Consider the following 25426-nt stretch of genomic DNA (forward strand, 5'->3'; position numbering starts at 1 on the left):
GCCCGTTTGGATTGCATGTGCCGGTTTGTTTTTCAAGTTAAGACGCCTTAGTGCGCCCTGGAACAGAACGCAAGCGGCGCTAGCGTCCCTGCATTGCTTCCGGAAGCCAAAGCGCCAACCCCGGGAACGCGACAATCAGCACGACGGCCACGATCATCAGCAGGAAAAACGGCAGGGCCATCTTGGCGACCTTGAAGATGTTGTGCCCGGTCATGCCCTGAAGGACGAACAGGTTGAAACCCACCGGCGGCGTGATCTGGCTCATTTCCACGACCAGGACGAGGTAAATGCCAAACCAGATCAGGTCCATGCCGGCCTGCTCGACCATCGGCAGGATCACCGAAGTTGTCAGAACCACCACCGAAATGCCGTCCAGAAAGCAGCCCAGCACCACGAAAAACAGCGTCAGTGCGATCAGGAGCGCATAGGGCGAGAGGTTCATGGCGCCGATCCAGGCGGCCAGCTCGCGCGGGATGCCGGTATAGCCCATGGCAACCGTCAGGAAGGCGGCCCCGGCCAGGATGAACGCGATCATGCAGGATGTGCGCGTCGCCCCCATGAGCGCTTCGGAAAAGCTCTTCCGATTGAGTGTACCACTGACCCAGGATAGCAGCAGCGACAACATCACGCCGATGGCCGCGGCTTCAGTCGGAGAAGCAAGTCCGGCATAAATGGAGCCGATAATGCCAACAATCAGGCCAATGACCGGCAACAGACGCAGGGTTGCGCGCAGCTTCTCTCCGAAGGGCATAGCCTCTTCCTGCGCCGGCATTTTCGACCGGTTCAACAGGGCCCAGATGGCAACGTAGCCCATGAACAGCACACACAGCATCGCTCCCGGCAGAACACCAGCCATGAACAGCCGCGCGATCGACTGTTCTGTGGCCGCGCCATAGACGATCAGGATAATCGACGGTGGGATCAACAGGCCCAGCGTACCGGAACCGGCAAGCGTGCCGATGGCGATGCGCTCATCATAGCCGCGCTGTTTGAGCTCCGGCAGCGACATGCGCCCGATCGTCGCCGTGGTCGCAGCGGATGAGCCCGAGACAGCGGCAAAGATGCCACAACCGAGAATATTCACATGCAGAAGACGGCCCGGCAGGCTGCGCATCCACGGCGACAGGCCTGCAAACATGTCCTCTGACAGGCGCGAACGGAACAGGATCTCTCCCATCCAGATGAACATTGGCAGGGCGGTCAGGTCCCAGGAGTTAGCAGCCCCCCAGACCGTGGTAGCCATGACAGGCCCCGCCGGGACAGACACCAACGCCATCATGGCGGCAAGCGCGACGGCGAAAAGCGCGACAGCAACCCAGATACCGGTAGCAAGTGCCGCCAGCATGCCGAGACCGAGGAAGAATGCGATCATCGAGAGGTCCATTATTCTTTCCCCTCAATCAGATCTGCCTTGACGGCTGTTTCGAAACTCGGTGCCCGACCTGTCAGGGAGACGATCAGGTCGTCCAGCAGGGAGATGCTGAACACCAGCAACCCCAGTGTCATGACGCTCTGCGGGTAAACCAGTGGTACGGGAACGACACCGTAAGAGGTTTCGTTATAGGTGTAGCTGTCGAGCGCCAGCAGCGCGGCGTTCCAGGTAAAAAACGCAGCCAATGCGAAGGCGATCGCGATCACCCAGATATTGAGCAGCCGCGCAGCGCCCGGCGGCACAGCCTGAAGCAACATGGAAACGCGAATGTGGTCATTGTTGCGAAGCGTCCCCGCCAGTGCCAGAAAGGAAGCACCAACCAGAAGAAAGCCGGCAAACTCCGCAAGCGACGGCACCTGAAATCGGAGTGGTTCAAGCCCGAATTGAATGAGTGCCCAGTCGGCAATGCGCCCCAGCACCTGGAGTGCCACGAGCGTGGCAATGACAAGCAGACAACACGCGGCCAGGACCGTCGCCGTCTGATAGAGAATATTCAAAGCCTTTCGCATCGGCTTCCCCCACCGGTAAGAGCAAGTTGAATTTGTAGTTGATCGTTCGACCGGATCGCAATTGCCTGACGGCAGGGCGGCGCAACTTCCCGATTGGCCACGAGGGCGTTTGCCGGAACTCCGGCACCTGACGGACAAGCTTTTCAAGGAGTGGCGGAAAGCACTCCCAAAATGTCCGATTCGCGCGCGATCCCACTTCCGCCGTCAAACAGCTCAATCCAGACATACCTGCTCTGGTCAGCTGATAAGAAGACGCCGGGCACTTTGGCCCGGCGTCGTATTCTTAGTTCTTGTAAGCTTCGAGGATGGCAGCACCTTCTTCGCCGGCCTGCTCCTGCCATTCGGCGGCCATAGTCTCGCCGATACCGGCAAGGTCCTGGATCAGCTGGCTGGAGGGCTGGACAACGGTGATGCCATTGTCGGACAGCACCTTGGTCTTTGTCTTGGTCTCGACCTTGGAAGCTTCCCAGCCGCGCTTTTCCGCGACGCCTGCGGCTTCCATGACAGCAGCTTTTTCAGCATCGCTTAGAGCATCAAAGGCACCCTTGTTCACGATCACCATGTTTTTCGGCAGCCAGGCCTGCGTGTCGTGATAGTGGCTGACAAAGTCCCAGGCCTTGGAATTCGCACCGGTGGAGGGTGAGGTGATCATGGCGTCGACACGGCCGGTCGAGAAGGCGGTCGGAATGTCCGGAGCTTCGATCTGTGCAGTCACACCACCAGCAAGGATGGCCAGACGCTCGGTCGCCGCGTTATAGGCGCGGATCTTCAGACCGCTCATGTCGCCGATTTCGGTGACTTCCTTCTGGGCGTAGATGCCCTGAGGCGGCCACGGCACGGCGTAAAGCAGTTGCAGCCCCTGTTCGCCGAGCTTTTCTTCCATGGCCGGCTTGGCCGCCTCGTAGAGCTTCCAGGCCTGATCGTAAGACGGCGCCAGGAACGGCACGGAATCAACGCCGAACACCGGATCTTCATTGGACAGGCGAGAGACAAGGACTTCACCGATCGGAGCCAGCCCTTTGCGAACGGCGTTCTTGATTTCCGGGTGCTTGAACAGCGAGCCTGCAGAATGGATCTGGATGACCAGCGAGCCACCCGTCTTGTCTTTCACATCCTCGGCAAAGGCGGCGATGTTCTGAGTGTGAAAATTGCCATCACCATAAGGCGTTGGCATGTCCCACTTGGTTTCGGCGGATGCGGCGGTGAAACCGGCCAGCGTGAGAGCGGCGGCAGCGGCCAGATGAACACCGGCACGGGTCAGGAAACGAGATTGCAGCATATTGTTCTCCTCTAGGATGCGGGTCATGCCCGTCGCGATGCTGCTCCGGGTGCGTTCTTGCCGGCACCCTGGAATGTGCATCTCCAGAAAGAGTAGACTCAAAATCTGAAAACATCAACAATTTATCGATAAATTCTTGATGTGTGCGTGAACTCTATCCCTTCTTTCTTCTCGTTCCCGGATTGGATAGCGTTTGTCCAGCAAGGTGGGAGACAGAAATTTGAAGCAAGATGATACCGGGCAATTGCAGACCGGATGGCGCTGGGAAACCTTTGTGTTGCTGTTCATTCTGGTCGTCGCGGTCTTGCTGAGATTTCCCGATCTAGACCGCACCAGCCTCTGGTATGATGAGGCGGTAAGCTGGGACCAATCAAATGGCACATTCACCGAATTGCTGACGGCCGTCGCTGCGGATAATTACCCTCCCCTTCACAATGTTGTTCTTTGGTTGAGCATGCCGGTTCTTGGGGACAGTGAAACTGCGCTCCGGCTGCCATCTGCCTTGCTTGGCCTTGCGGCTGTGCTGCTCATGTACCCGCTTGCCAGCCTGATGGCTGGACGCACTGCAGGACTGGCAGCGGCAGCACTTCTCGCGGTCTCGCCGTTTCACATCTGGTATTCGACAGAAGCGCGCATGTATGCCTTGCTTGCGGCAACGGGTCTGGCCTTCCTTCTGGCAACTCTTAAGCTTTTGCAGCGCGCCTCAGGCCGCTGGCAGATCGCCCTGACCTTCAGCGGCACGCTGTTCCTCTACAGCCATATCTACGCCGTACTGGGCTTCGCCGCAGTAGGTCTGGTCTGTGGTCTATTCGCGCTGGTGGACATGTTCCGGAACAGATCCGTCAGCGGATCGAGTGCCTTCAAAGCCTGCCTTGCCATGCTTGGCAGTGTCTTGCTGTTTCTCCCCTGGTTGCTGATTCTGGCGAGCAGGGTGCGTTCCGTCGCAGAGGAAGGCTTCTGGATCGCCTATCCGGATGTCGCATTTCTGAAAGGAGTGCTTTTCAGCATCTCCGGTTCGCTCTTCCTGTTCTGGCTGCTCGCCTCGCTGGCTCTCGTCGGGTTGCTTCAGGTTCTGATCCAGCCGAGCCGGCACGGCACCGCGCCTTTCCCATCAAGGGGACTGCTTGTTTGCATGGCCTATACATTCGGCCCTCCCCTTCTCGCCTATTGTTACTCCGTTCTTGTCCAGCCCATTTTATTCGACCGGTATCTGATCGCTGCGTGGCCCGGCCTTCTGTTGCTCGCTGCAATCGCAGCCCAGCGCCTGCTGCCACAGATCGCACCGCTGGTGCTTGTGGCCACCGCTCTATTGCTTTCCTTGCCGGAACTCAAATTCACCTTGCAGACGAAAATCAGGCCGGAATGGCGGCTGATTGCAGACGACTATCAGTCTCAACGTCAGCCGGATGACCGGCTGGTCCTCTACAAGGGATTTGCCGCGCCCGCTCTCTCTTACTACCTGCGCACGCCCGAGGCATTTGTAACAGTCGAGGAGGCTGAAGACCTGAAGACGCTGGACCGCAAGGACAAGTGGCTCCTGATCGTACACAGCAACGACACGGAAACCACCTCCGTACTCCGAGCATTCAACGCAGACGAAAGCACCATTGCTTCACAGCGTTTCGGTTGGGGTGCGAGCGGCCTGCGGCTGGTCAGGCCACCGGCGGCTGACTAAAACCGGCATCCCAAAATTCAATCGGAAAAGAAGAACATCACAACGGCGCCAAGCAGCGCAACCACCGTCAACACAGCTGTCCCTATCAAAAGCTCCAGCAACACGCCAACCAGAGAAGCTCCAAGGACCAGTGCCAGCAGAAACGCAAAGACAACAAGACCGAGCTCTGCATCTAGGAGACCGACGACGGTTTCAACGCCATTGGCAAGGCGTAACAGAAACGGATCGCGGTCATTGGACCTATTGTCGCCGGACATTGCTATCCCCTGAGTTTCCAAATTTCGCTTTGCGTTCAATCTGATATGGCGACTGCACGGGCAATAAAAAGATCAAATAGCCCCCTATTCAGATTTTTTCATCGACATTTTATCGATAAAATGTCAGCATAAACTCACCAGCAATCAAGAAAACGCAATCCGGGACTGAATCGCACAGGCGGTTTGAACCGGCAGAATCAGAGGGAAGATCATGACAGCCAAGTGGGATTTTTGGATCGACCGGGGCGGCACATTCACCGATATCGTAGGCCGTGCGCCGGATGGAACACTGCATCCGCACAAGGTTCTTTCCGAAAATCCGGAAGCCTATCGTGACGCTGCCATCCAGGGCATTCGTGAGCTGCTCGGCGTGGAAAAAGGCGCTGCCATCCCCTCCAACAAAGTCGCCACAGTGAAGATGGGAACAACCGTTGCCACCAACGCCCTGCTTGAACGCAAGGGTGAGCGCACTGCCCTCTTCATCACCAAGGGCTTTCGTGATGCGCTGGAGATCGGTTACCAGGCACGGCCGCATATCTTCGCCAAGGAGATCATCAAGCCGGAACTGCTCTATGAAAGCGTTCACGAGCTGCCGGAACGTGTTCGGGCGGACGGCACTGTGGAGATCGCGCTCGACCAATCCGTTGCCCGCTCGGAAATGCAGGCGGCCTGGAACGCCGGCATCCGCTCGATCGCCATCGTGCTCATGCATGCCTATGCCTTCCCCGCTCACGAACAATCTTTGAAGGCAATCGCGGAGGAAATCGGATTCCCGCAGATTTCCGTTTCTCATGAGGTTTCGCCGCTGATGAAGCTGGTCGGCCGGGGCGACACAACCGTGGTTGACGCCTATCTTTCGCCGATCTTGCGCCGTTACGTGGACCAGGTACAGGAAGAGCTTGGCGCGGGCCCGCGCCTGATGTTCATGCAGTCCTCAGGAGGTCTCACGGCGGCCGACCTTTTCCAGGGAAAGGACGCGATCCTATCCGGGCCGGCGGGCGGCGTTGTCGGTGCGGTTGAAACGTCGCGCATGGCTGGTTTTGAAAAGATCATCGGCTTCGACATGGGGGGCACCTCAACCGATGTTTGCCACTTTGATGGTGACTACGAGCGCGCCTTCGAGACCGAAGTTGCCGGTGTGCGCATGCGTGCCCCCATGATGATGATCCACACGGTGGCTGCCGGTGGTGGATCGATCCTTCACTACGCCGACGGCCGCTTTCAGGTTGGGCCAGATTCTGCAGGCGCCAACCCGGGCCCGTCCTGCTACCGTCGGGGCGGCCCGCTGACGGTGACCGATGCCAACCTTATGACCGGCAAACTGGTGCCGGAATTCTTCCCGAAAATCTTCGGCCCGAACCAGGACGAAGCGCTAGACGGCGAAATCGTGCGCAAACGTTTCACGGATCTCGCCATGCGCATTGGCGATGGCCGCACACCGGAAGAAGTCGCCGATGGGTTCCTGAAGATTGCCGTTGAAAACATGGCCAACGCGATCAAAAAGATCTCGGTGCAGCGCGGTTATGACGTCACTGAATATGCGTTGACCTGTTTCGGTGGTGCCGGTGGGCAAACCGGTTGCCGGGTGGCGGATAGCCTCGGGATGAAAACAGTGATCCTGCATCCGTTCTCGGGCATTCTTTCCGCCTACGGTATGGGTCTCGCAGACATTCGGGCTGACCGTCAGAAAGCTGTTGTCAAAACTCTGACCGAAGAGCTGCTGCCGGAACTGGCCGCCTTGCGCGACGGGCTTGCCGCCCAAACTGAAGCCGAACTGGAAAAACAGGCCATCTCGGCGGATGCTCGCCGGACCACCGCGACTGTTCATCTGCGTTATGACGGCACCGACACTCCCCTTCCGGTGCCGCTCGGCTCCGTCGCGGGCATGCGCGAAGCCTTTGAAGACGCGCACAAGAAACAATTCGGCTTTGCCTATGACAACAAGCCAGTAGTGGTAGAAGCTCTCGAAGTGGAAACCGCAGGAGGCGGTGCTGGTCTGACTGAACCGGATCTCTCGCTGATCTCCCAGGACCCGCTAGCAGCTACCTCCACAAGTGTCTACTCCGACGGCGGATGGCACAAGGCAGGTGTCTTCAAGCGTGAAGGGCTGAAACCCGGCATGAAAGTGACTGGCCCGGCCGTGATTATCGAGCCGCACGCGACCATTGCCGTTGAGGACGGCTGGCAGGCAGAAATCAACGCCAAGGACCATGTGATCCTGAAGCGCATTGTGCCGCTCAAGCGTGCGGAAGCTATCGGCACCCATGCCGACCCGGTCATGCTGGAAGTGTTCAACAACCTGTTCATGTCAATTGCGGAACAGATGGGCGTGACACTTCAGAACACGGCCTATTCGGTCAACATCAAGGAACGTCTCGACTTTTCCTGTGCGGTCTTCGACGCAAGCGGCGCTCTGGTTGCCAACGCTCCGCACATGCCGGTGCATCTGGGGTCCATGGACCGCTCGGTGGAAACGGTGATCAAGCTGAACAAGGGCAAGATCAAACCTGGAGACGTTTTCGCTCTGAACGCACCCTATAATGGCGGCACACATTTGCCGGACATCACCGTGGTCTCTCCGGTGTTTGATGATGACGGCAAGGAGATCCTGTTCTGGTCTGCATCCCGCGGGCACCATGCCGATGTCGGCGGTTCCGCGCCTGGATCCATGACCCCGCGCGCGACTAATGTGGACGAAGAGGGCGTCCTCTTCGACAATTTCAAGATTGTCGATCAGGGACGTTTCTGCGAGCAGGAGCTGGTTGAGCTTCTGACCAACCACCCCTACCCGGCCCGAAATCCGCACCAGAATGTTGCCGACCTTTCCGCCCAGATCGCGGCCAATGAAAAGGGCATTCAGGAACTGCGCAAGATGGTCGCCCATTTCGGTCTCGATGTGGTCCAGGCCTACATGGGCCACGTTCAGGACAATGCGGAAGAAAGCGTGCGGCGGGTCATCGAAGCCCTGAAGGATTCCGAATACGAATATCCGACCGACCAGGGCTCGGTGATCAAGGTCAAGATTACCGTCGACAAGGACAAGCGCGAGGCAACCGTCGACTTCACAGGCACATCGGGTGTGAAACCCAACAACTTCAACGCTCCTGAACCTGTGACACGTGCAGCGATCCTTTACTGCTTCCGTGTCATGGTTGACGGCGACATTCCGATGAATGCAGGCTGTCTCAAGCCGATCAACATTATCATCCCGCAGGACTGCATGCTGCGTCCCTCTTACCCGGCAGCTGTCGTTGCCGGCAATGTGGAGACGTCCCAGCACGTTACCAATGCGGTCTTCGCTGCGCTTGGCGCCATGGCCAATGCGCAAGGGACGATGAACAACCTGACCTTCGGCAATGACACCTATCAGTACTACGAAACCATCTGCTCCGGCTCACCGGCCGGTCCGGGTTTCAACGGCACCGACGGTGTGCACACCCACATGACCAACTCCCGCCTGACGGACCCGGAAGTTCTGGAATTCCGCTTCCCGGTGCTCCTGGAGGATTTCCACATCCGCAAAGGATCCGGTGGCAAGGGGCACTGGTCGGCAGGCGACGGCACACGGCGGACGCTGCGTTTCCTGGAAAAGATGGACTGTGCTATTCTCGCCTCCCACCGCACCGTTCCCCCAAAGGGGCTCGATGGCGGCAGCGACGGCGAACTCGGCCGCACCGAGGTCCGCAGGCTTGATGGAAAGATTGAGAAGCTCGAAGGCTGCGACCAGACCATTCTGGAGGCCGGTGAAGCCGTCACTGTCATCACACCGACAGCAGGTGGCTGGGGATCAGCCTAGATCTTTCAGACAACAAGAGACATTCAAAGCCGCGCCCTGTGCGCGGCTTTTCTTTTGGATCACAGCGAAACACACCGCAGCGCCTTCCGCAGAAAACCTCGATTGATAGTCAATCTGGACCAAGCAGAATAGACACTCGAATTTCTACCTATGAGAGAAATTCATTTGCCATACGTTGAAAAATTAACCTGCTATTCAACTTTAAGTAGGTTAATCCTAGGAGAATTACGTAACGTCTTCAGCAACCTGACTGCAAATGCGGGCATCAAGATGATTACCTCAAATCCGATTTCATCCTCTGTCGCGGCCAAGATTCTATCACTGGTCGGTTTTTTGTGCCTGGGCCTGGCACTCGTTTCGGTTGTCGCCATCTTTCAGATGCATCAGATCGGCAAGGAGCTGGCAAACATCGCTGAAAAGGACATCCCCCTCACCGAAGCCATCAGCCATGTCACAAATCACCAGTTGGAACAGGCGGCGCTTGTCGAACGGATCATGCGATTGTCCGGCCTTCGCTCCGAAAAGGAAGAGGCCGCATTAGTCCCACTGAAGGCGACGCTCAGGAAATTGGAAGACCAGGTTGCAGAGGAAATCCTCAAGGCTGAAGAGCTTGCCGAAAAGGCGCTGCTGAATTCCGACACAGAGGCCGAGCAGGCCGAATTCACGATGGCGCTCGAACAACTGAAACGGATCGAGCAGGAGTATGCACAGTACAAGTCCCACCTGGACGAAATCATGGAGCTGATTGAGCGTGGCGACTTCGCCTCTGCGAATTCACTGCTGGTTCAGCTGGAAGAGGAGCAGCAGAGACTGGACCGCGAATTGATTGCGCTTCTGGAGGAAATCGAGCATTTCACCCAAACTGCCGCTCTTACGGCCGAAGCCCACGAAAAACAGGCACTTCGGCAAATTACCTTCACAGCGATTGCAACCTTCGTGATTTGCATTATCGGGTCGGCCCTGTTTGCTCGCCTTGTGATTTCAAAACCGCTGAACCAGGTGACGGACGGACTGCTTGAACTTGCGCAGGGTAACACCGATGTCGAGGTCCATGTCCGCTCACGAGATGAAATCGGAAAAGTGGCGCGCGCATTCGAAACCTTTCGAGACAACACGATCGAAATGAAACGGTTGCAGGAACAGGCGCGAGAAGAAGAGAAACAGGCCGAAATTGATAGACGAGAGACGAGACTGAGGCTTGCTGACGAACTGGAAAAACTGCTCATGACCAGCTGCAACGCAGTCATCTCAGCGGTGAGGGATCTGGAAACAGGGGCCGATCAACTTGCGCAGAACAGTCACGAAACCATTGAGCGCTCCCATACGGTTGCCGCGGCGGCAGAACAGGCAAGTGCGTGCGTTCAATCAGTCGCTTCCGCCTCTGAAGAGCTTGCCAGCTCGATCCAGGAAATCAGCCGGCAGGTGACCCTTGCAAACACATCTACGACACAGACATCTGAACAGGCCGAGGACACTGGCAACACAGTCAGCGATCTGTCGGCATCAGCAGAGGAAATCAACGAAGTGCTGAAACTGATCAGTGATATCGCGGCACAGACCAACTTGCTTGCGTTGAATGCAACCATTGAGGCTGCGAGAGCGGGGGAAGCAGGGAAGGGATTTGCCGTCGTGGCATCTGAAGTCAAGGCACTTGCTAACCAGACGGGTCAGGCAACTGATCAGATCGGGGCGCAGTTGAGTGGTGTCCAATCCGGCGCCACGAGTTGCTCCGGATCAATTCTCGCCGTGGTGAGATCCATGGCTGATATTCGCGACCAGATTTCCGGAATAGCTTCGGCCATTGAAGAACAAAATGCGGTGACATCCGAAATCGCCAAAAATGCCAGCGACGTCGCAGCAGGCAGTCAGGACATTTCTTCAAATATTGCGGCTGTGAACAAGGCTGCCCAGACATCCGGAGAGAAAGTTGAGCAAGTTGTCATCCGGGTCCAGGACGTCTCGCAGCAAATCGGTACAATCCGCGACGGACTGAGCGACTTTCTGGGACACTTGCGCGCAGCTTGAAGGGGACCCGGGCATCACGCGTGGCCGCTGCCGACATACGTGTTCAAGGAGGTCCATCAGGCCCTCAAGAAAGGTCACGCAGAAAGGCGCGGCTTTTCTTTACGCGAAGAAGTTTAACTAGAAAATAACCCATTACTATTTCACAAAATATTCTAAATTATTATAAAATAACATAACCCCCGAATTCTGTTCGTAAAGGGAAAAAGTTTGCCGTTTGCCTCCTGATCCTACAGAAAAGAGCATAACGGATTTTTTCCGTTGCGCAGACTGTGGGAGCGTTCGAGAAGGCACGCCCCCTCTTGACCGAGAAAATTGCGCGCATCGATGTGCCAAGCGCCCCGTTCGAAAAAATGGCAAGCATGAATCCCGGCAGCACTGCGCCAGCACCAACAACAGATTGCAACATATCCGATTACATTCTCGTATTCGTAAAAAAGAACAAGAAAAATGAGCTTTTCTTGTCTAAAGCAATTGTCGCCATTAGCACTGTTCAGTAAGAATCATAGCAGTTCTTGTGGATTTACCAGACGGGCGCATGGCGCATAGATGATACCTTTGCAAACCAGGAAGCAGGAAGAAACGGCTCAAGAGCTGGACAAGATGTTGAACAGCCACCGAAACTGGGTCTACCGGCTGAACAAGACCTTGATTTGCGGCCTTGAACCGACGAACGAGATGGTCGCCACTGACGCTCATGTCCATTGCGCGTTCGGGCATTGGTTGGAAACGCGGGCAAAAGAGCTGGATCTGGATGCCGCAACGCTCGACAATCTGGTCAACCGGCACAAGAAGGTTCATGACTTGGCGCGCGACATGGCTCTGACTGTTTCCAGCGGCGGGACGATCGAGGAAGCACTTTACGACGATTTTCTACAGTCTTCAGAACGGTTTGTTGGCCTCATTGAGGCGGCCTACGATGCTCTCATCGCGTCGATTAATGCCACGGACCCACTCACGGGAGCGGAAAACCGATCATTGATGACCGTGCGTCTTGAAGAGCGAAAACGGCTGGCTGGGAGCAAAAACAACAAGGCCTGGGTGGTCATGATCGATCTGGACCACTTCAAATCAGTCAATGACGATTATGGCCACGAGATCGGCGATCAGGTTCTGAAAGGCTTCGGAGCATTGGTCCGGGACCATATCCGCAGCGACGACCTGTTTTTTCGTTATGGTGGCGAAGAGTTTCTGCTCTGTATCAGCGGCGTTACTGAAAACACCGTTGCCCGGGTAGCCGAGCGATTGCGAAAGGCCAGCGCGCAAAAAACCTACAAGGTGAAAGGCGACGGTGAATTGTCGGTGACAGCGTCCTTCGGCATCGCCGACCTGACGGCACATGCAGAGCTCAGCGGCGCCATCAACGCCGCTGATTCTGCCATGTATGCAGCCAAAAGAGCCGGTCGCGACCGGGTCGTATTCGATCAGGTGACCGTGTCCGCTTCCTGACCGCGCTACACATTTTTCGGTTTTGGCACCACTAATCCAGCTCCCCGTCGGCCATCTTCACCCAGTCAGGTACCCTCGCAGTCTGGACTTCAATATTCAAAACAGCGGGCACGGGCCGGCGGATGGCTTTTTTGGATTGGGACTGAACCCGCACCAGCCCCGTCTCTATCAGTCTGGCCACCTCTTTCCTGTTGGTTTTCAACCCTCTCGCCAGAACTTGATCGAGCCTGATACGGCCCAGATCCGGATTTCGCAGTATGAGCAGTCCCGAACCGTTCGCATTTTCAGCGCAGGTGAGCCGCCTGCTGATCAGGGTAAAACCGCTGGCAGGTTTCTCGAGCCCTCCGGCCGTTTTCAAAGGCGCACGAGCGAGCTGCTCAGCAAATACTGGATCATTGTATTGCAGGGCCGCCAGATCTTTCATAGGCACAATTGCAACAGGCTTACGGGCGAAAACCGTCCTGTTCCAGGTCTTTCCGCAATTGGTGCAGCTATAGATCAGCCAGGCATCCAGCTTGCTGCCATTGGCATTGAGACGAAACTTACCAGTGGATTGGAACGGAACTGCCTGCCCGCAACGGCCACAAGGACGAATGATGGTGGGAGAAGCGGTACAACAAATGGTCCACTCGACTTTGAACAAAAACGACATTCCGTGGGTCTTCCTGAATAGGAAGTCCGTCAACGGGCTGCCGGGACGGTGTGGCGCGCAGATCCAACTGACCTGGGGACAGGTCGGCTTCACAATAGCCATGGCGATGTATCGGAAAAATCAGATACGGTTGGGCAATGCCATACCGGTCCCGATCCGCCACCATGACGAACAAGTCAAATTGCGCATTCCAAGAATGCAAAGCGGGATCGAAGACCGGTCAGAGCGTAGGCAAAACAATTCGTCCTGAAGAAAATAATGTTGAGTGTTAGACTGGTTCCCTGTACCGGACAAGCCACATTCCAGAGTTTCCGACAGGCGCAGGCAATTGAGTTTCAGGTGTTGCGCGCTTGCAAGGCCAGCGCCACAAGGGTCGGCCGCAGATCTTCAGGCCCGGACAGCCTTTTCGCGAACCAAAGCCGTTCAGTCCAGTCACCTGCAACCAGATCCAGGCCCTCTGGGTCAAGACACGCCAGGCGCCAGTTGGCGGCTTCGGCCTTCAGCAGCACTTCGGCATAGAGTTTCACTGCATCAAGGTGAGCTTCATTCATATGAATGACTGCCCCCTCTTCCAGAGAGGCCCATGTCGGAAGGTCTTCAACAGGAGCTATCAAGTCGGACGGATCAAGTTCGAACGCCTTTCCAAAACCCCCATTCAAACTGGCGCCCATCAACTCCAGGCGGAAAAATGAGAAATCGCCAAAATCGGCATAGAGCGCTGCCTTGGGATGGCGCGACAGATAACGCCGGCGAAGCCTCTTATGCTCCACGCTTTGCCGCATAATTTGTTTAGCGGAACAGAACAGACTCACTCTTGGATGGGCAAGCGGATCTCCTTTGCCGGGTTCCCCAACCAGAAGCGAACAGGACGGTGTTTGGCATATGGCTTCGGTATGCCCGGACAGCATGCTTGTCAGAATGACGGGTGTTCCATCCATATCGGTCGCAACAGACACCCGGCTTGCTACCGGATGTCCAGTCGCGGCGTCGATTGCGGCCAGGGCGCCAAAGCGTGCGGTGCGGACGAGTCCTTTTGCTTGCAGACGCGCAGTGTCATCCGTCGGTCGAATCAAGGACTTTTGGTCTTTGCGGGCGTCATCCGAATTCGCCAATCCTGTCTCCAAGCTGCTGCAAGTGATCCTGTTTGCATAAGCATTGTCAAACCTGGCGAGCCCCCACAAGAGAAATCTGAACGTTAGATGAACGGGCATCTCAGAACCCGTTCAGGGCTCCTGTGCGAGTTTCCCGCCATCAGTTACAGCGCCCATGATTGGCGCGGCACATTGGAGAAACCCGATGAACAACACAAGCAAACGCCTCTTGGCAGCCGCCCTGACCGGTGCCCTTCTTCTTCCGACGGTTGCCACCGCAGAGGCCGGCCCCCGCAACGGCTGGAACGACCGTGGCGGGCATCACCACCATCATCGCAAACACCATAAGCATCGGCGTCACAAGAATAACGACAATCTGGGCGCTGCGGTCGCAGCCGGGGTGATTGGCCTTGCGGCCGGCGCAATTCTCCTGGGAGCGACTAGCCAACCCTCCTACGCAGCCCCGCCGCCGGTAAACTACTACCCGCCGGCTCCTTATCCCGGCCATGTACGCGGCCCTATTGGCTATCAGCCCTGGAGCCCGGCCTGGTACCAATATTGCTCTTCCAAATACCGGTCCTTCAACCCATCGACTGGCACTTACACCACCTATCGGGGTGTCCAGCGCTTCTGCCAATAAGGTGCAACCACTTTAAGCCAAGCCCCGTGCACCTGCTGCAGCGAGCAATGGTCAGCCGAACTGCCCCCGCTTGCTGCAGCTTTTTCCTGGGTTGGTTCAATCCGCCATCGTTTCGATCGAGGCAAAGCCCTCCGGCGCCACTCCGGCATCAAACGGAGTGACCACTTCGATCACTTTGTCCGGATAAAATCCGTTGAACCGTGTTCGCAGGGACAGGCTGTAGGCCCCAATGTGACCGATTTCGATCCAGTCGCCCGTGTCAATAGTTTCAGGAAGCCAGAACGGCCGCGACAGAATATCGACGCTGTCGCACGTTGCCCCGCAAACCTTGAATGGAACAATCTTGTCCGCCTGACCTGACCGGGTCCTACGGGCGGGATCGGGAATGAACCGGGCCGGTAGGGTTATCTTGCCCGTCCAGCTATCGGAGAGCGACGCCCAGATCCCGTCATTGATGTAAAGGCGGCGCCCCTTTTTCAGAAGCACACGGACAATTAGCGAAATCGACCGGGCGACAATCACCCGTCCCGGTTCCGCGACCAGCGGAAGTTGGTCGAATTGCCACTCCGCAATGTCCTTCTGCAACTGGTGCATCAGCTCCTCAAGCGAAGGCAGTTCAGGGACTTTCCGGCGTGGGTCGTGACCGTATTCGGCCGGAAAACCGCCGCCGACATCGAGTTCCACGATCGGAACACCTGCGCGTGACCGGATCCAGTCCGCCGAAGCAAGAGCCCGTTCGTAAGTTTCCGGTTCTTCGATCTGGCTGCCGACGTGGAAACACAGGCCGCATTTGAAGCCGATCCGGTGGATCCGCTGCAACAACTCCACGGCGTGGCCAGGTGCCGCGCCGAATTTCTTCGAAAGCTCATAGGCTGCATGCCCTTTCGTGGCGATGCGCACAAAAAGGGTGATCCTGCCCGGGTCGATATCCAGTGCCCGCACGATGCGCAGGATTTTTGCAACTTCGTCTTCGTGATCAAGCGACAGTGTTCGGATACGGTATTGTTCCAGCGCAAGCCGGATGTCCGACTGCGCCTTGATCGGATGCATGTAAAGCATCTCCGCTTTCGGCGCCGCCTCGCGAACGGCTGCGAACTCCGCCGGAGACGCCACGTCAAAACAGGTGATCCCGGCCTCCGCGAGAGCCTTGAGCACAAACGGTTCCCCATTGGTTTTCACCGCATACGCAGTTTTTCCGGGAAACAGGTTTTGAAACTGCTGCGCATCCCGTTGCAGCACGCCCGGACGAAAACAATAGACAGGCTGATCCGGGCGCAGATCGAGCGCAGCATCAACGGCAGTTTCGTAGCGTTCCATTCAGCGTCCCGTCGTTTGGAGTCAGTGCCTTAAGGGAACAAGCTTCCCGCCGAAATGCAAGTTTGGGTCGGTTTATTGGCAAATCAGATAAGTGCAATCCCGGCCATGGCATCCGGTATCCAGATGAAAGTGAGACTTGTGGTTGGGATCGGCATCTGGCCCGAGAACCGTAGTAAATCGCTTGCAGGCAGCAGCATGAATTTCCCTCAGAAACGCGCCTTCTGCAGTTTCTGCTGACCAGTCTTCTTCCACAGAGACCGTTAAGCCCCCCTCTAGTGTGAGGTGCGAGATGTCGATCGCATTGCCAGTGGCGTGTTCGGAGAGTTTGCCGTCGGCAAGATTGTTGCGCCGCCGACACTGGTAGCCCGGTCCGCTGCCAACTCCGGTCAAGGCGCGGTCGAGACGGTCACGCGCGGCAGGAACCACATCTTGTATCAGCCAATCGGTTACGACCTGCGCAAACTCACAGGAGACAAGCACGTTTTCGAGGAAGTGAACCTCTGACCGCGTTGTCCCGACGGACACAAGGCGGACCGGGCTTGCAATGCCACATGCATCATCGTCCAGGTCGCTCTTTTTCAGAGCTCCTGAAAAAGGCTCTGTGCGTTCGATCACCGCGTCCGACACAGTGCATTCAGGGCGAGGCAACGTCGCGTTGGCGCTTTCCTCTGTGGTCCGGTCTGCCTCTGAGGGCTTTGCACGCGGCAGCCGCTCGCGTTCGTCCATGTCTTCCGCGGAGTGCGTTTGAAGCGGCTTCGGCACAGGGCTCGGGACAGCGGCGCCCGCAACAGACATGTTTGCGGCCAGCAGCCAGGTCAGCAAAACGCCATGGTCCCAACCGGGAAACTTCATGTCACTGATTCCTGCATTCACCCCTTGCCCATGATTGAACATTCACAGCACAAGGTCTATCGTTACGGGCCAGTTTCAGCAGGGCCTTTCCAGTGACACTTGAACTTTATCTTGCCTATGTCGTCGCGACGCTCGTGGTCTTGGCCATACCGGGCCCGACAATCATGCTGGTTGTCAGCTATGCCCTCACCCAGGGCCGCAAGTCGGCATTTGCCAGCGTCATGGGCGTCGGCCTGGGCGACGCCACCGCGGCCGCCGGATCCCTGATGGGGCTCGGAGCGATACTTGCAACATCGGCGACAGCCTTTGCCATCCTCAAATGGGTTGGTGCCGGCTACCTCATCTGGCTGGGCATCAAGATGTGGCGCTCCAGACCCAAGGCCCTCGGCCCGCACCAGGTGGCTGATGTGTCAGCCAGGAAGATCTTCTGGCATGCCTATGTTGTTACGGCTCTCAATCCAAAGGGCATCATTTTCTTCATGGCATTCTTGCCGCAGTTCATCGCCCCTCAGGCTGCCGTTGTCCCGCAACTTTTCCTGCTTGGCACGACCTTTGTAATACTCGGCATTCTGAATGCTGCGGTTTACGCATTTGCAGCAGCAGCTCTCGGCCAGAAACTCCGCAGCCCTTCCTTGTTGCGATTGATCAACAAGGTAGGTGGAACCTTCTTGATATCCGCGGCTGCCATGACGGCAACATTACAGAAGACCAGCAGCTAGGTTTCAGCGACTGGAAGCAAAGGGGATATTCTTTTTCGCTGGGTCGGCCTCGTCTGAAGATTTGTCTGCACCGGTTTTCAATCCGAAGACGCCACCAGACTGTTTGAGAGTTTCAAGCGACCTTATGGCCCCGGCCTCACTCAAAGCAGAATATCTCTGAATAGCTGCGTTTAGTTCCAGTCCCCCCATGCGAAGCCGTCGGGCTCTCATGGTGAGTATGTCCTTATAAGCCTCAGATGTAACGCCATTGGCCTTGCAAAGAATGATCAACGGCTTGTCACTTGCACTGAACAGCAACTGGGAAACGGCCGCTGGCGGCAAGTCACTGACGCGCGCCAGCAACATGCCCAATTCGGCAGTACGGTCAGATCTCGCGAACTGTGTGATCGCATCATCAATTTTAGTTTTCTTGCTGACCACATCCTTGATGAGCGCGTTGGATTGTTCCCGCGCTTCTTCAAGTTTATTCGCGCGCGCCGCAACTTCGGTTGCTGCCCGTTCGGCAAGCAATTGTACCAGCGTGCTATCCGCGCCGAGCGAACTAATCCGCTCTTTAAGCTCCTCGGTCAAAAACGGCAACAAGGCATGTGCGGCCTCTTCCGGGAGATCCGAGCGACCTACAAGCGCGGCCTGAATGCTCTCATTCGAACGGGCCTTCTCAACGAGTTTCAAGAAGGATCCGTCCGCGATCTCTGCGCCCTTGTTCTCTGCAACCTTGCTCAACACTTCGGAATCACCACGGTCGACCAGAACGGTCGTTACGGCTTTGTCAACGACCTGGCGTCCTGCAATCGCCCCCAAATGCTTCATCGACGCAGACGAGGCAATTGCCACCAGGTCTTCCGACGTTAAGGCAGGCGAGTTCTCCAGGACGGGTTCAGCTACAGTGATCGTATCCTGGGCCAATTTGACCATGAGGTCACGTGGTGCCGCCTTTTCACCGCAAACTCTTTTGGAGAGGATAATTCGGGTTTCCTCTTCCAGCTGCCCCAGGACCTTCAACACGATATCGCCGAAAAGCAGGCTGATTTGTTCGTCACGATCGTCTCCCGACCCAACAAACAAATCCGTCAGCGCACCGATCAGGCTCTTGCGACCTGAGGCGCTTGGATCCCTCGCCATATCAGCAAGTTTTGCAAGACTGATCATCGAAACTCCGACACGCTGAACGCGTTGCCGAAAAATCTAGCAGCAGGCTCTTAACATTAACCTACTTGGATTTGACTGGATGAATCCGTTCAGTGACGGATTGAGCGTGATCAGTCCGACGTTCTTTCTGAAACCCGATGCAGGTCAGCACCACAGCACTTAGCCGGTGAAAAATTGTCGCACAATCGTGAAAGCGCCAACCGTTTGCTATCAAGGCTTTACTTAACAAAATCCCAAAAAACACAACCTGTGCATGCATTTCCACGCTGCAATGCAACATCTTTTTCGCTTCGTTTCCCTGAAAGCCTGGCATAGTATCGCCCGGTCAGACAGAGGTGAACGGGAGTGAAAAGATGACTCTTGCACGGAACCTGAACTTCATTGCCTTTTTGGCGGCGTTCGCATTTTTGGCTGCAATCGTAGTTGGTGTGATCTGAACCAACGTGCGGAACCCAAGAATGCCATGAAAAGTCTACATTCAGGTAGGCTTAAGAGATCTGGTATCAATTAAAAATACTGTCAAGCGGAGCTACGCCAGACGACTTGGATCGCTTGTTCCTGAGCGCCACGTCCTGCTGGATTGCCCCGCCCAAGACGCTTGTAAGGCAACAAAAGCACGGTGTCCTTTAGACCTTCCGAACGGGCACGTTCAGCCACAACCAGAAATTGCTTGAGCGACCACCCCCGTTTCGGCAGGCTGGCCAGAACAACAGCCGCCCCGATCACACCAGACCTATGCCGCCAAATGCAGTGCTTTCGCTAGTGCCGCCTCGCGCTTCGCCGGGTCAATCATCAGTTGGTCTGCGGCGACGAAGGTAACGTCGGAAATACCTATGAAGCCAAGCACATGCTTCAGATACGAGCCGGCAAAGTCGATTTCAGAGCCAAGTTTCGTTCCTCCGGAAGCTACAAGTACATATGCCTTCTTGCCATTCAAGAGCCCAACAGGCCCGTTATCCGTATAAAGGAATGTTTCTTTGGCCCTGGCTACAAGATCGATCCATGCCTTGAGTGCTGCCGGAACTGAGAAATTATAGATTGGGGCCCCGATAACTATCGTATCTGCCGCTTTTAGTTCACCGACAAGTGTATCCGACAACGCCAGTTTCAATCTTTGCTCAGCGTGTCTTTCATTCGGATCAGTGAAATTTGCTCCAATCCAGTCTTCGTCAAGAAAGGGAAGGCCCTGGGAAACATCCCGGCTGATTACTTTGGTGTCGGGTGCATTTTCGAGCAAGCGGGTCACTAGAACGTCGGACAGTTCTCGCGTCACCGAACCGGATTTTCGCGCTGAGGCATTAATCTGAAGGATCGTTTTTTCTGAGGTCATCGTTTTATCTCCAATCGTCCCAAACGATAGCTATCACATCGTTTCAAAATTTGAGATAATAACTAAATTTTGCTAGCACTAGGGTAAAATTTGTGAACAGTATGTTTCTTCTTTGGTCACAACTGATTTTGTGGTGCACACGATCCTGCTGCGTCAGTTTCGCGAACAGATTTACTGTTCCAAATCAACCTCGAAGCCAGATTGGAATGTCCAGAGAACGGCATTTCTCCAAGGAACGCTTTGAGAACTTTGTCCTTGGTGCTGAATGTAGTCACCTGCAAATCTTGCAACAATTCACAAGCTGCCGAATCTCCCAAGAATGTTCTAGTGTTTAATGCCATGGTGCTAAACACGTCTCGTGTCGCCGAGTGCCCCCTGCCATACTACCTTTACAGCGCGCACCCGCACTTCTTCATCCGCTATCCGCTGTCTCTCGCAAATCCAGCCTTGAGCGTATCGTACCAGCGACTGCAGCTACTCAATCGCTTGTTCGCACGATCAAGCGCACGATCCGTTCGAAGCAATGCCAAATCGAGCGGCTCGCCCGCCCGGACTCCCGAATTTTCCAGTTTTCGACAATCAATCGGATAGTCCGGCAATCGTGCGCTGGCCTGCACCAAGTCTTGGTTTAAACCTGTGGCTCCAGAAATGCCCTCACCCGTTGCGCAGGCGCTTGCGGAGAGCAGGGTCAACAATGCAGTTATCCTCAACGGTCGAAACATAATGCTCCAATTCCCTCGTGGCCTTCTTGGCTTGTTCCTTGGCCTGTTCCATTTCGATTTCCAGACTCTTGTTGGCGAAATCCGTCACGGCTTGCCGGCGACTGACTTCGCTCAGGCTGGCCCTCAGAGCTTGCAGTTCGGCTTGTGCGACATATTCGGCAACGGCTTTGCGCACTGCACTGGTTTTGTCGGCAAGATGCCAAACAAAAAGACCGCCGAAAATGACGATCACGGTCAGTAGAGAGCTGGCGGCGCGACTTTTCAGCAATAACGCCATCATCCGACACCCTCCAGGCACAAGTCGTGTTCTGCCATGCGTCGATTGATCAATCCACGAATGGTGCGCCCTCCTGCCTTTCGGAACCAGGTCGCGGCATCACATGCTCCCCGTAGATCCCCAGCATCAAGGCGCTTCCGTGCCGTCGATCGGCAAAACGCGTTGACGCCGATGTTGTAGGTCAGGCTGACAAACGCGACATAACTCTTCTCCGGAATACTGTCCGGATCACGCAAGCAACGTCGCATTCCAGCTTCATGTTTCATAAGCGACGTGAGAAGGATGGCGTCACAGTCTGCCCTGCCATACTTGTCTCCCATCTGAACCCCGTGGGTCTCCCCATAACAGATCGTCGGCACGCCAACCACATCACGATAGGCAGTCAACCGTAGCCCTTCCCACATACCCACGAAGGCGACGGCAAGAACCGCAACGCCCCCGGCTAGCCGAGTCCTACGCTTCATTCTCAAATTCCTTCTGCGCTAATATCCGGGCCACAAATGCCCCTGCTGTTGAAAGGCCAGAAAGCGCTGCGAAGTAACCAGCTTCAACGCTTCCCTCACCCAAAATGGGCGTTGCAACTTCAGCCGCGGATAAGGCCGCGGCAAGTACCATGAAACGCACACTCCACGTTTTTCGAAGCACGCGACGCCAATTCACAATCACCGTCATAATGTAAATCCTGAAACGATACCCTTGATCAAAAAGGGTGAAACTTCCGGCGTAAAACACACCAACAAAAACACTAGCCACACAAACGTTTTAAGCTGCCCCCCTGAAAACTCCTCAATTTTTGATTAGTCTTTTTCCTATTGAGGAAAAAGAAGATGAAAAAGTCCAAATTCTCAGATGAGCAGATCAACGACTTTTTGAAAGAATACTAGGCAGCTACTTCGGTCGCCGGATTATGCCGCAAATATGGCCTCAGCGATGCTACGCTCTAGAAGTGGCGCTCAAAGTACGGTAGCACGGAGGTGCCCTAGGCCAGCTGAAAGAACGTTTGCCGGTTCTTCAGGGAAATTCGTCTCATCATATGCAAGCGCGGCGGCCGGAAAAAAGCCAAGGGTACGCGTGCTCCAGTGACTGCACCGCAAACTAGCAATCTGCGCCTGACCCTCGACTTTGTCTCCGATGCTCTGATTGATGGATGGCGCTTCCGTATCCTGTGTGTCATTGACCAAGTCAGTCAGAAATGTCTGGCAGCGATCATCGAAAAGTCAATTTCCGACGCACGTGTAGAGCGCGCAAACTGACCGGGATCGCGGAGCGACATGAACGCTTTCTTCCTAGGTAGGTCAGCGACAACGGCACAGAGCTCACGTCAAATGCCATGCTCAAATGGCAAAAAGACCGAGGCGAGGCGAGCCGAGGCATGGCATCACACCGTCCGGGGTAAGCCGATTCAGAATGGCCCTGTTGAAAGCTTTAATGGAAACCTGAGTGACAAATGTATCAACGAACACCTATTCCGCAGCTGTCTTCATGCCCGAAACATCGTTGAAAATTGGAGAAACGACAAAAATCTAAGCCAATAGCAAACGAACCTTTAAGGGCTCATGCCAAACAATTTCGAAGCGAACTTCTACAAAGATCACGTCGTGAACAAAGCTAACTCTTAAACGTGGACAATCAGGGAGCAGGCCATACGTTTTCCATCAACGTTTCCGATAGCTCATCCCAAACGGCTTAAGATGCTGGCAACACAAACGACTTTGAGATAAAAATAGTCAACACGCCTAGTACTTTATTGACTTATCCCAAAACTCATCCACGAACTCTTGCGAATAACCCAGTTGATTAAATAGAAATTCTATTAATGGACTCATCCTAGAAAAATCTATCGAATACTCCCATTCAATCTCATATTTCTTTCTTTTATCTGAGCAATCAATTTTTTGAATAAGTTTTTCAACTCTTATCTCGTTTTGTATTATGTTGAGCATTCCCAACCGAAATTGCCGGGCCGTCAAAGGTTGGAAATTTTTTCTTCTCTCAAGTGGTGTTGGCTCCTTCCAGAGTGGAATTGTGTTTCCTTCCGCAACCCAAGTTCTTAGGACGGAAATAATTTGGTGAGTGGCACAATTGCTTTGTTGATTGTAATTAGCACTATCACGTCTTGATATTCCATACGAATATTCTCCGATAGGATCATGTTTTAGTACACGCCCTACAAAATTAACTACCCCCGAAAAGGTCTCAGGCGTTGTTCCAGAAGTAGAATCTGGTTGAATTTTTGTGAGAAAGAATATCTCCATCACGCAACTCGCTCCATCAAACATGTCAGGTAACCGTTAACATGGCCTCCGCTCATCCCCCTGTTTCTCCAAGTACCCGATAGCGCGGCCCCCTTGAGGCTCGTATTGGACCCCACGTATTGTATGCTTGAGCCAGACCTCAAATAGACACCGTACGATCCATTCCGATTGAATGCAGACTGATTAATAACAATTAGCACATGCCCTATGGGAAAATTAGTTGCTCCTGCGCTAGACTGAGTGTCGGTCATTGAGACCTTGTGAAGCCCCCCATCATTCTCCTCCATGACGAAGCAGTTTTGACTGTCATCCCATCCGAACGATCGCCAGGCATTGCTGTTGTCGTCATAGAAAAGATGCCAGCTGTCCCCACCACCGTTCTTGCCTGAATACATGTTGCCATGCACGGACAGATTGGACGTGATCGTGTAGCTGCCAGCCATTGTGTCGGAAGTGTCCGCGCGTACAAACTGGGAGCTGTCGAGACCGTCGAGTGTCCCGGCGTTGTAGCTTGTAGAACCTGAAGGCCCTTGTGGTCCTTGCGGCCCTGTCGCACCGGCTGCCCCAGTTTCGCCCCTTGTGGCCAGCAGACCCCAATCATCCGGCGAAGTGCTGGGATTCTTGCCGATGTTGAGCCTCAAGGAAATGAACGAAGACCCATTATAGGTGACCGTTTCATCGGAAGTGTAGGTTTGCGCCGAAGACCATATGCCTCGGTATACTAGGCCCGGGTCGCCCTGTGCACCTTGCGGACCTTGTGCTCCAGTCGGCCCTTGCGCCCCGGGGTCTCCTTTCGGCCCCTGAACGCCTTCAGGTCCTTGAGCCCCTTGCGGGCCTTCCGGGCCTTGAATTCCCTGTTGCCCCTGCAGGCCGCGTTCACCCCGGGAGGCCAACATGTCCCATTCCGCAACATCTACGTGCGGCTGGACATCGCTGTTTTCGGTTAGGCAAATGAAATAGGAACCGTCGTGAAACACTGTGTCTTTCACAGCATAGGCAATCGAACTGGCCCAGGTGCCACGATGGTTCAAACCGATCGGACCAGCCGGCCCCTGGATCCCTTGCGGGCCCTGCAGTCCCTGCGGACCCCGGCCAAACGGGACACCCGATGACCATGCACCAATGTCGTTGGAAAGCTTGAAATAAACGGTTCCGGTTTCCACGTCGAGAAACGAGAAGTTTGCGGCTTCGGCATTGTAGGCATCACGATCAGCCGTCAGGCCCGATGCATCCGGATCGAAGGACTTGCCGACGGGTCCTTCTGGTCCTTGAGGCCCCTGAGGTCCGATCGGTCCCTGTGAACCGGTTGGGCCCGTCGGGCCTTCGGGCCCTCGGGGCCCCTCGGGGCCCTGGAGACCAGTGGGCCCCCTTGGCCCTTCATAACCGACTGGCCCACGCTCCCCTTGCGGTCCTTGCGGACCTTCCGGGCCTTGCGCTCCAGCCGGGCCGACGGCTCCCTGATCGCCGACAGGCCCCTTCGGACCCGGAGCGCCGGGAAGAGCTGCAATCTCCAGCACCTGCTGCAATGTGGGCAAGTCATTGTTGTCGGCCGCTTCAAGGCCATTCACAACCCGTCGCCCCTCCAGGTCATAGCCGCCGTTCTTGTCCAGAAGCGCCCGAGATGCCACCGATTGCATGTTGATGGCAGAGCGGTCCATGGCTTTCTCCATAACCGCCGGGTCAATTTCGCCGCCTGCAAGACTGTATGGCTGCCGGAAATCGCTTACCAGAATTACGGTGAGTGTCTCCCCCGGCTTCAAGGCTGAAGGTTCGAAGAAGACCGTACCAGTCGCAAAATCCCCGCCGGTGTAGGACCAATTTCCCGGCGCCTGTTGGTATCGCCAGATTTCGGTATTGCCGTCGAGATCCCGATGAATCACTTCTAGGTTATTTTGATCGATGAATTGAAACGGCAAATCGACACGATCTGCCGTACCGTCGCCCTCAATCTGGACGCGGCCTTCTGATAAAGCTGCAATTGTCATGGGTTGCCCTTCAAACTC

23 protein-coding genes are annotated in these 25426 nt (G+C 55.5%); 8 read left to right on the plus strand and 15 right to left on the minus strand.

Annotation, left to right across the window (positions count from 1 at the left end; genetic code table 11):
* Window positions 1–79: 79 nt before the first annotated feature.
* The 3 genes from ACO6TG_RS06470 to ACO6TG_RS06480 all read right to left on the minus strand — a co-directional run bounded on the left by ACO6TG_RS06470 (window position 80) and on the right by ACO6TG_RS06480 (window position 3220).
* A complete protein-coding gene (locus tag ACO6TG_RS06470; RefSeq protein ID WP_422377416.1) occupies window positions 80–1384 on the minus strand; it encodes a TRAP transporter large permease in 1305 nt (434 codons plus the stop codon).
* Window positions 1384–1941 carry a TRAP transporter small permease gene (locus tag ACO6TG_RS06475; RefSeq protein WP_422377417.1) on the minus strand — a complete coding sequence of 186 codons (558 nt, stop codon included), beginning with the start codon at window positions 1939–1941 and terminating at the stop codon, window positions 1384–1386. The genes ACO6TG_RS06470 and ACO6TG_RS06475 overlap by 1 nt, the downstream gene beginning before the upstream one ends.
* Window positions 1942–2224: 283 nt before the next feature.
* Window positions 2225–3220, minus strand: coding sequence for a TRAP transporter substrate-binding protein (locus tag ACO6TG_RS06480; RefSeq protein ID WP_422377418.1), 996 nt, complete (start codon window positions 3218–3220; stop codon window positions 2225–2227).
* 220 nt (window positions 3221–3440) lie between these two features.
* Here ACO6TG_RS06480 and ACO6TG_RS06485 point away from each other — a divergent pair, with 220 nt between their 5' ends.
* On the plus strand, window positions 3441–4895 hold the full coding sequence (locus ACO6TG_RS06485) for a glycosyltransferase family 39 protein (protein ID WP_422377419.1): 1455 nt from the start codon (window positions 3441–3443) through the stop codon (window positions 4893–4895).
* Between the two features lie 17 nt (window positions 4896–4912).
* Here the strand turns inward: ACO6TG_RS06485 and ACO6TG_RS06490 are convergent, their stop codons facing one another.
* Window positions 4913–5152: a hypothetical protein gene (locus tag ACO6TG_RS06490; RefSeq protein WP_422377420.1), complete on the minus strand. Its 240-nt coding sequence runs from the start codon at window positions 5150–5152 to the stop codon at window positions 4913–4915.
* A gap of 211 nt (window positions 5153–5363) precedes the next feature.
* Here ACO6TG_RS06490 and ACO6TG_RS06495 point away from each other — a divergent pair, with 211 nt between their 5' ends.
* From ACO6TG_RS06495 to ACO6TG_RS06510, 4 genes are all read left to right on the plus strand, one after another.
* Entirely contained in the window at window positions 5364–8948 is a 3585-nt protein-coding gene (locus ACO6TG_RS06495; protein WP_422377421.1) for a hydantoinase B/oxoprolinase family protein, read from the plus strand.
* A gap of 165 nt (window positions 8949–9113) precedes the next feature.
* Entirely contained in the window at window positions 9114–10973 is a 1860-nt protein-coding gene (locus ACO6TG_RS06500) for a methyl-accepting chemotaxis protein (protein WP_422377422.1), read from the plus strand.
* A gap of 299 nt (window positions 10974–11272) precedes the next feature.
* Window positions 11273–11470 carry a hypothetical protein gene (locus tag ACO6TG_RS06505; protein ID WP_422377423.1) on the plus strand — a complete coding sequence of 66 codons (198 nt, stop codon included), beginning with the start codon at window positions 11273–11275 and terminating at the stop codon, window positions 11468–11470.
* Between the two features lie 49 nt (window positions 11471–11519).
* The gene (locus ACO6TG_RS06510) at window positions 11520–12419 is read left to right on the plus strand and encodes a diguanylate cyclase (protein ID WP_422377424.1); all 900 of its coding nucleotides are present in this window, start codon (window positions 11520–11522) and stop codon (window positions 12417–12419) included.
* Between the two features lie 31 nt (window positions 12420–12450).
* Here the strand turns inward: ACO6TG_RS06510 and ACO6TG_RS06515 are convergent, their stop codons facing one another.
* Entirely contained in the window at window positions 12451–13071 is a 621-nt protein-coding gene (locus ACO6TG_RS06515) for a DUF1062 domain-containing protein (RefSeq protein WP_422377425.1), read from the minus strand.
* 335 nt (window positions 13072–13406) lie between these two features.
* Complete coding sequence (locus ACO6TG_RS06520; RefSeq protein ID WP_422377426.1) at window positions 13407–14183, minus strand: HugZ family protein; 777 nt, start codon at window positions 14181–14183, stop codon at window positions 13407–13409.
* 184 nt (window positions 14184–14367) lie between these two features.
* On the opposite strand from ACO6TG_RS06520, the gene ACO6TG_RS06525 reads away from it, so the two are divergent.
* Entirely contained in the window at window positions 14368–14802 is a 435-nt protein-coding gene (locus ACO6TG_RS06525; protein ID WP_422377427.1) for a BA14K family protein, read from the plus strand.
* 96 nt (window positions 14803–14898) lie between these two features.
* On the opposite strand, the gene ACO6TG_RS06530 is transcribed toward ACO6TG_RS06525, so the two are convergent.
* On the minus strand, window positions 14899–16119 hold the full coding sequence (locus ACO6TG_RS06530) for an alanine racemase (RefSeq protein WP_422377428.1): 1221 nt from the start codon (window positions 16117–16119) through the stop codon (window positions 14899–14901).
* A gap of 72 nt (window positions 16120–16191) precedes the next feature.
* Window positions 16192–16971: an extensin family protein gene (locus ACO6TG_RS06535; RefSeq protein ID WP_422377429.1), complete on the minus strand. Its 780-nt coding sequence runs from the start codon at window positions 16969–16971 to the stop codon at window positions 16192–16194.
* A gap of 92 nt (window positions 16972–17063) precedes the next feature.
* Here ACO6TG_RS06535 and ACO6TG_RS06540 point away from each other — a divergent pair, with 92 nt between their 5' ends.
* Window positions 17064–17690, plus strand: a complete 627-nt coding sequence (locus tag ACO6TG_RS06540) for a LysE family translocator (RefSeq protein WP_422377430.1) — start codon at window positions 17064–17066, stop codon at window positions 17688–17690.
* A 3-nt stretch (window positions 17691–17693) separates the two neighbouring features.
* Here ACO6TG_RS06540 and ACO6TG_RS06545 read toward each other — a convergent pair whose 3' ends face one another.
* From ACO6TG_RS06545 to ACO6TG_RS06565, 5 genes are all read right to left on the minus strand, one after another.
* A complete protein-coding gene (locus ACO6TG_RS06545; RefSeq protein ID WP_422377431.1) occupies window positions 17694–18839 on the minus strand; it encodes a DUF2336 domain-containing protein in 1146 nt (381 codons plus the stop codon).
* Between the two features lie 733 nt (window positions 18840–19572).
* On the minus strand, window positions 19573–20169 hold the full coding sequence (locus ACO6TG_RS06550; RefSeq protein WP_422377432.1) for an FMN-dependent NADH-azoreductase: 597 nt from the start codon (window positions 20167–20169) through the stop codon (window positions 19573–19575).
* A gap of 654 nt (window positions 20170–20823) precedes the next feature.
* Window positions 20824–21171: a hypothetical protein gene (locus ACO6TG_RS06555; RefSeq protein WP_422377433.1), complete on the minus strand. Its 348-nt coding sequence runs from the start codon at window positions 21169–21171 to the stop codon at window positions 20824–20826.
* Window positions 21168–21632, minus strand: a complete 465-nt coding sequence (locus ACO6TG_RS06560) for a lysozyme (RefSeq protein ID WP_422377434.1) — start codon at window positions 21630–21632, stop codon at window positions 21168–21170. Before ACO6TG_RS06560 ends, ACO6TG_RS06555 begins: the two co-directional genes overlap by 4 nt.
* Window positions 21622–21921: a hypothetical protein gene (locus ACO6TG_RS06565; RefSeq protein ID WP_422377435.1), complete on the minus strand. Its 300-nt coding sequence runs from the start codon at window positions 21919–21921 to the stop codon at window positions 21622–21624. Before ACO6TG_RS06565 ends, ACO6TG_RS06560 begins: the two co-directional genes overlap by 11 nt.
* Before the next feature lie 572 nt (window positions 21922–22493).
* Here ACO6TG_RS06565 and ACO6TG_RS06570 point away from each other — a divergent pair.
* Window positions 22494–22703: an integrase core domain-containing protein gene (locus tag ACO6TG_RS06570; RefSeq protein ID WP_422378849.1), complete on the plus strand. Its 210-nt coding sequence runs from the start codon at window positions 22494–22496 to the stop codon at window positions 22701–22703.
* A 201-nt stretch (window positions 22704–22904) separates the two neighbouring features.
* On the opposite strand, the gene ACO6TG_RS06575 is transcribed toward ACO6TG_RS06570, so the two are convergent.
* Window positions 22905–23426, minus strand: coding sequence for a hypothetical protein (locus ACO6TG_RS06575; RefSeq protein ID WP_422377436.1), 522 nt, complete (start codon window positions 23424–23426; stop codon window positions 22905–22907).
* Complete coding sequence (locus ACO6TG_RS06580) at window positions 23423–25408, minus strand: hypothetical protein (protein WP_422377437.1); 1986 nt, start codon at window positions 25406–25408, stop codon at window positions 23423–23425. The genes ACO6TG_RS06575 and ACO6TG_RS06580 overlap by 4 nt, the downstream gene beginning before the upstream one ends.
* Window positions 25409–25426 lie beyond the last annotated feature (18 nt).

The sequence above is a fragment of the Roseibium sp. genome (assembly GCF_965233565.1).
Lineage (GTDB): Bacteria > Pseudomonadota > Alphaproteobacteria > Rhizobiales > Stappiaceae > Roseibium.

Bases quoted from the DNA above. Each gene is read 5' to 3' on its own strand.
- ACO6TG_RS06580 (WP_422377437.1), bottom strand. From the start codon at position 25,408: ATGACAATTGCAGCTTTATCAGAAGGCCGCGTCCAGATTGAGGGCGAC.
- ACO6TG_RS06515 (WP_422377425.1), bottom strand. From the start codon at position 13,071: ATGTCGTTTTTGTTCAAAGTCGAGTGGACCATTTGTTGTACCGCTTCT.
- ACO6TG_RS06555 (WP_422377433.1), bottom strand. From the start codon at position 21,171: ATGATGGCGTTATTGCTGAAAAGTCGCGCCGCCAGCTCTCTACTGACC.
- ACO6TG_RS06545 (WP_422377431.1), bottom strand. From the start codon at position 18,839: ATGATCAGTCTTGCAAAACTTGCTGATATGGCGAGGGATCCAAGCGCC.
- ACO6TG_RS06550 (WP_422377432.1), bottom strand. From the start codon at position 20,169: ATGACCTCAGAAAAAACGATCCTTCAGATTAATGCCTCAGCGCGAAAA.
- ACO6TG_RS06490 (WP_422377420.1), bottom strand. From the start codon at position 5,152: ATGTCCGGCGACAATAGGTCCAATGACCGCGATCCGTTTCTGTTACGC.
- ACO6TG_RS06530 (WP_422377428.1), bottom strand. From the start codon at position 16,119: ATGGAACGCTACGAAACTGCCGTTGATGCTGCGCTCGATCTGCGCCCG.
- ACO6TG_RS06495 (WP_422377421.1), top strand. From the start codon at position 5,364: ATGACAGCCAAGTGGGATTTTTGGATCGACCGGGGCGGCACATTCACC.
- ACO6TG_RS06525 (WP_422377427.1), top strand. From the start codon at position 14,368: ATGAACAACACAAGCAAACGCCTCTTGGCAGCCGCCCTGACCGGTGCC.
- ACO6TG_RS06560 (WP_422377434.1), bottom strand. From the start codon at position 21,632: ATGAAGCGTAGGACTCGGCTAGCCGGGGGCGTTGCGGTTCTTGCCGTC.
- ACO6TG_RS06510 (WP_422377424.1), top strand. From the start codon at position 11,520: ATGATACCTTTGCAAACCAGGAAGCAGGAAGAAACGGCTCAAGAGCTG.
- ACO6TG_RS06480 (WP_422377418.1), bottom strand. From the start codon at position 3,220: ATGCTGCAATCTCGTTTCCTGACCCGTGCCGGTGTTCATCTGGCCGCT.
- ACO6TG_RS06475 (WP_422377417.1), bottom strand. From the start codon at position 1,941: ATGCGAAAGGCTTTGAATATTCTCTATCAGACGGCGACGGTCCTGGCC.
- ACO6TG_RS06470 (WP_422377416.1), bottom strand. From the start codon at position 1,384: ATGGACCTCTCGATGATCGCATTCTTCCTCGGTCTCGGCATGCTGGCG.
- ACO6TG_RS06535 (WP_422377429.1), bottom strand. From the start codon at position 16,971: ATGAAGTTTCCCGGTTGGGACCATGGCGTTTTGCTGACCTGGCTGCTG.
- ACO6TG_RS06570 (WP_422378849.1), top strand. From the start codon at position 22,494: ATGCCATGCTCAAATGGCAAAAAGACCGAGGCGAGGCGAGCCGAGGCA.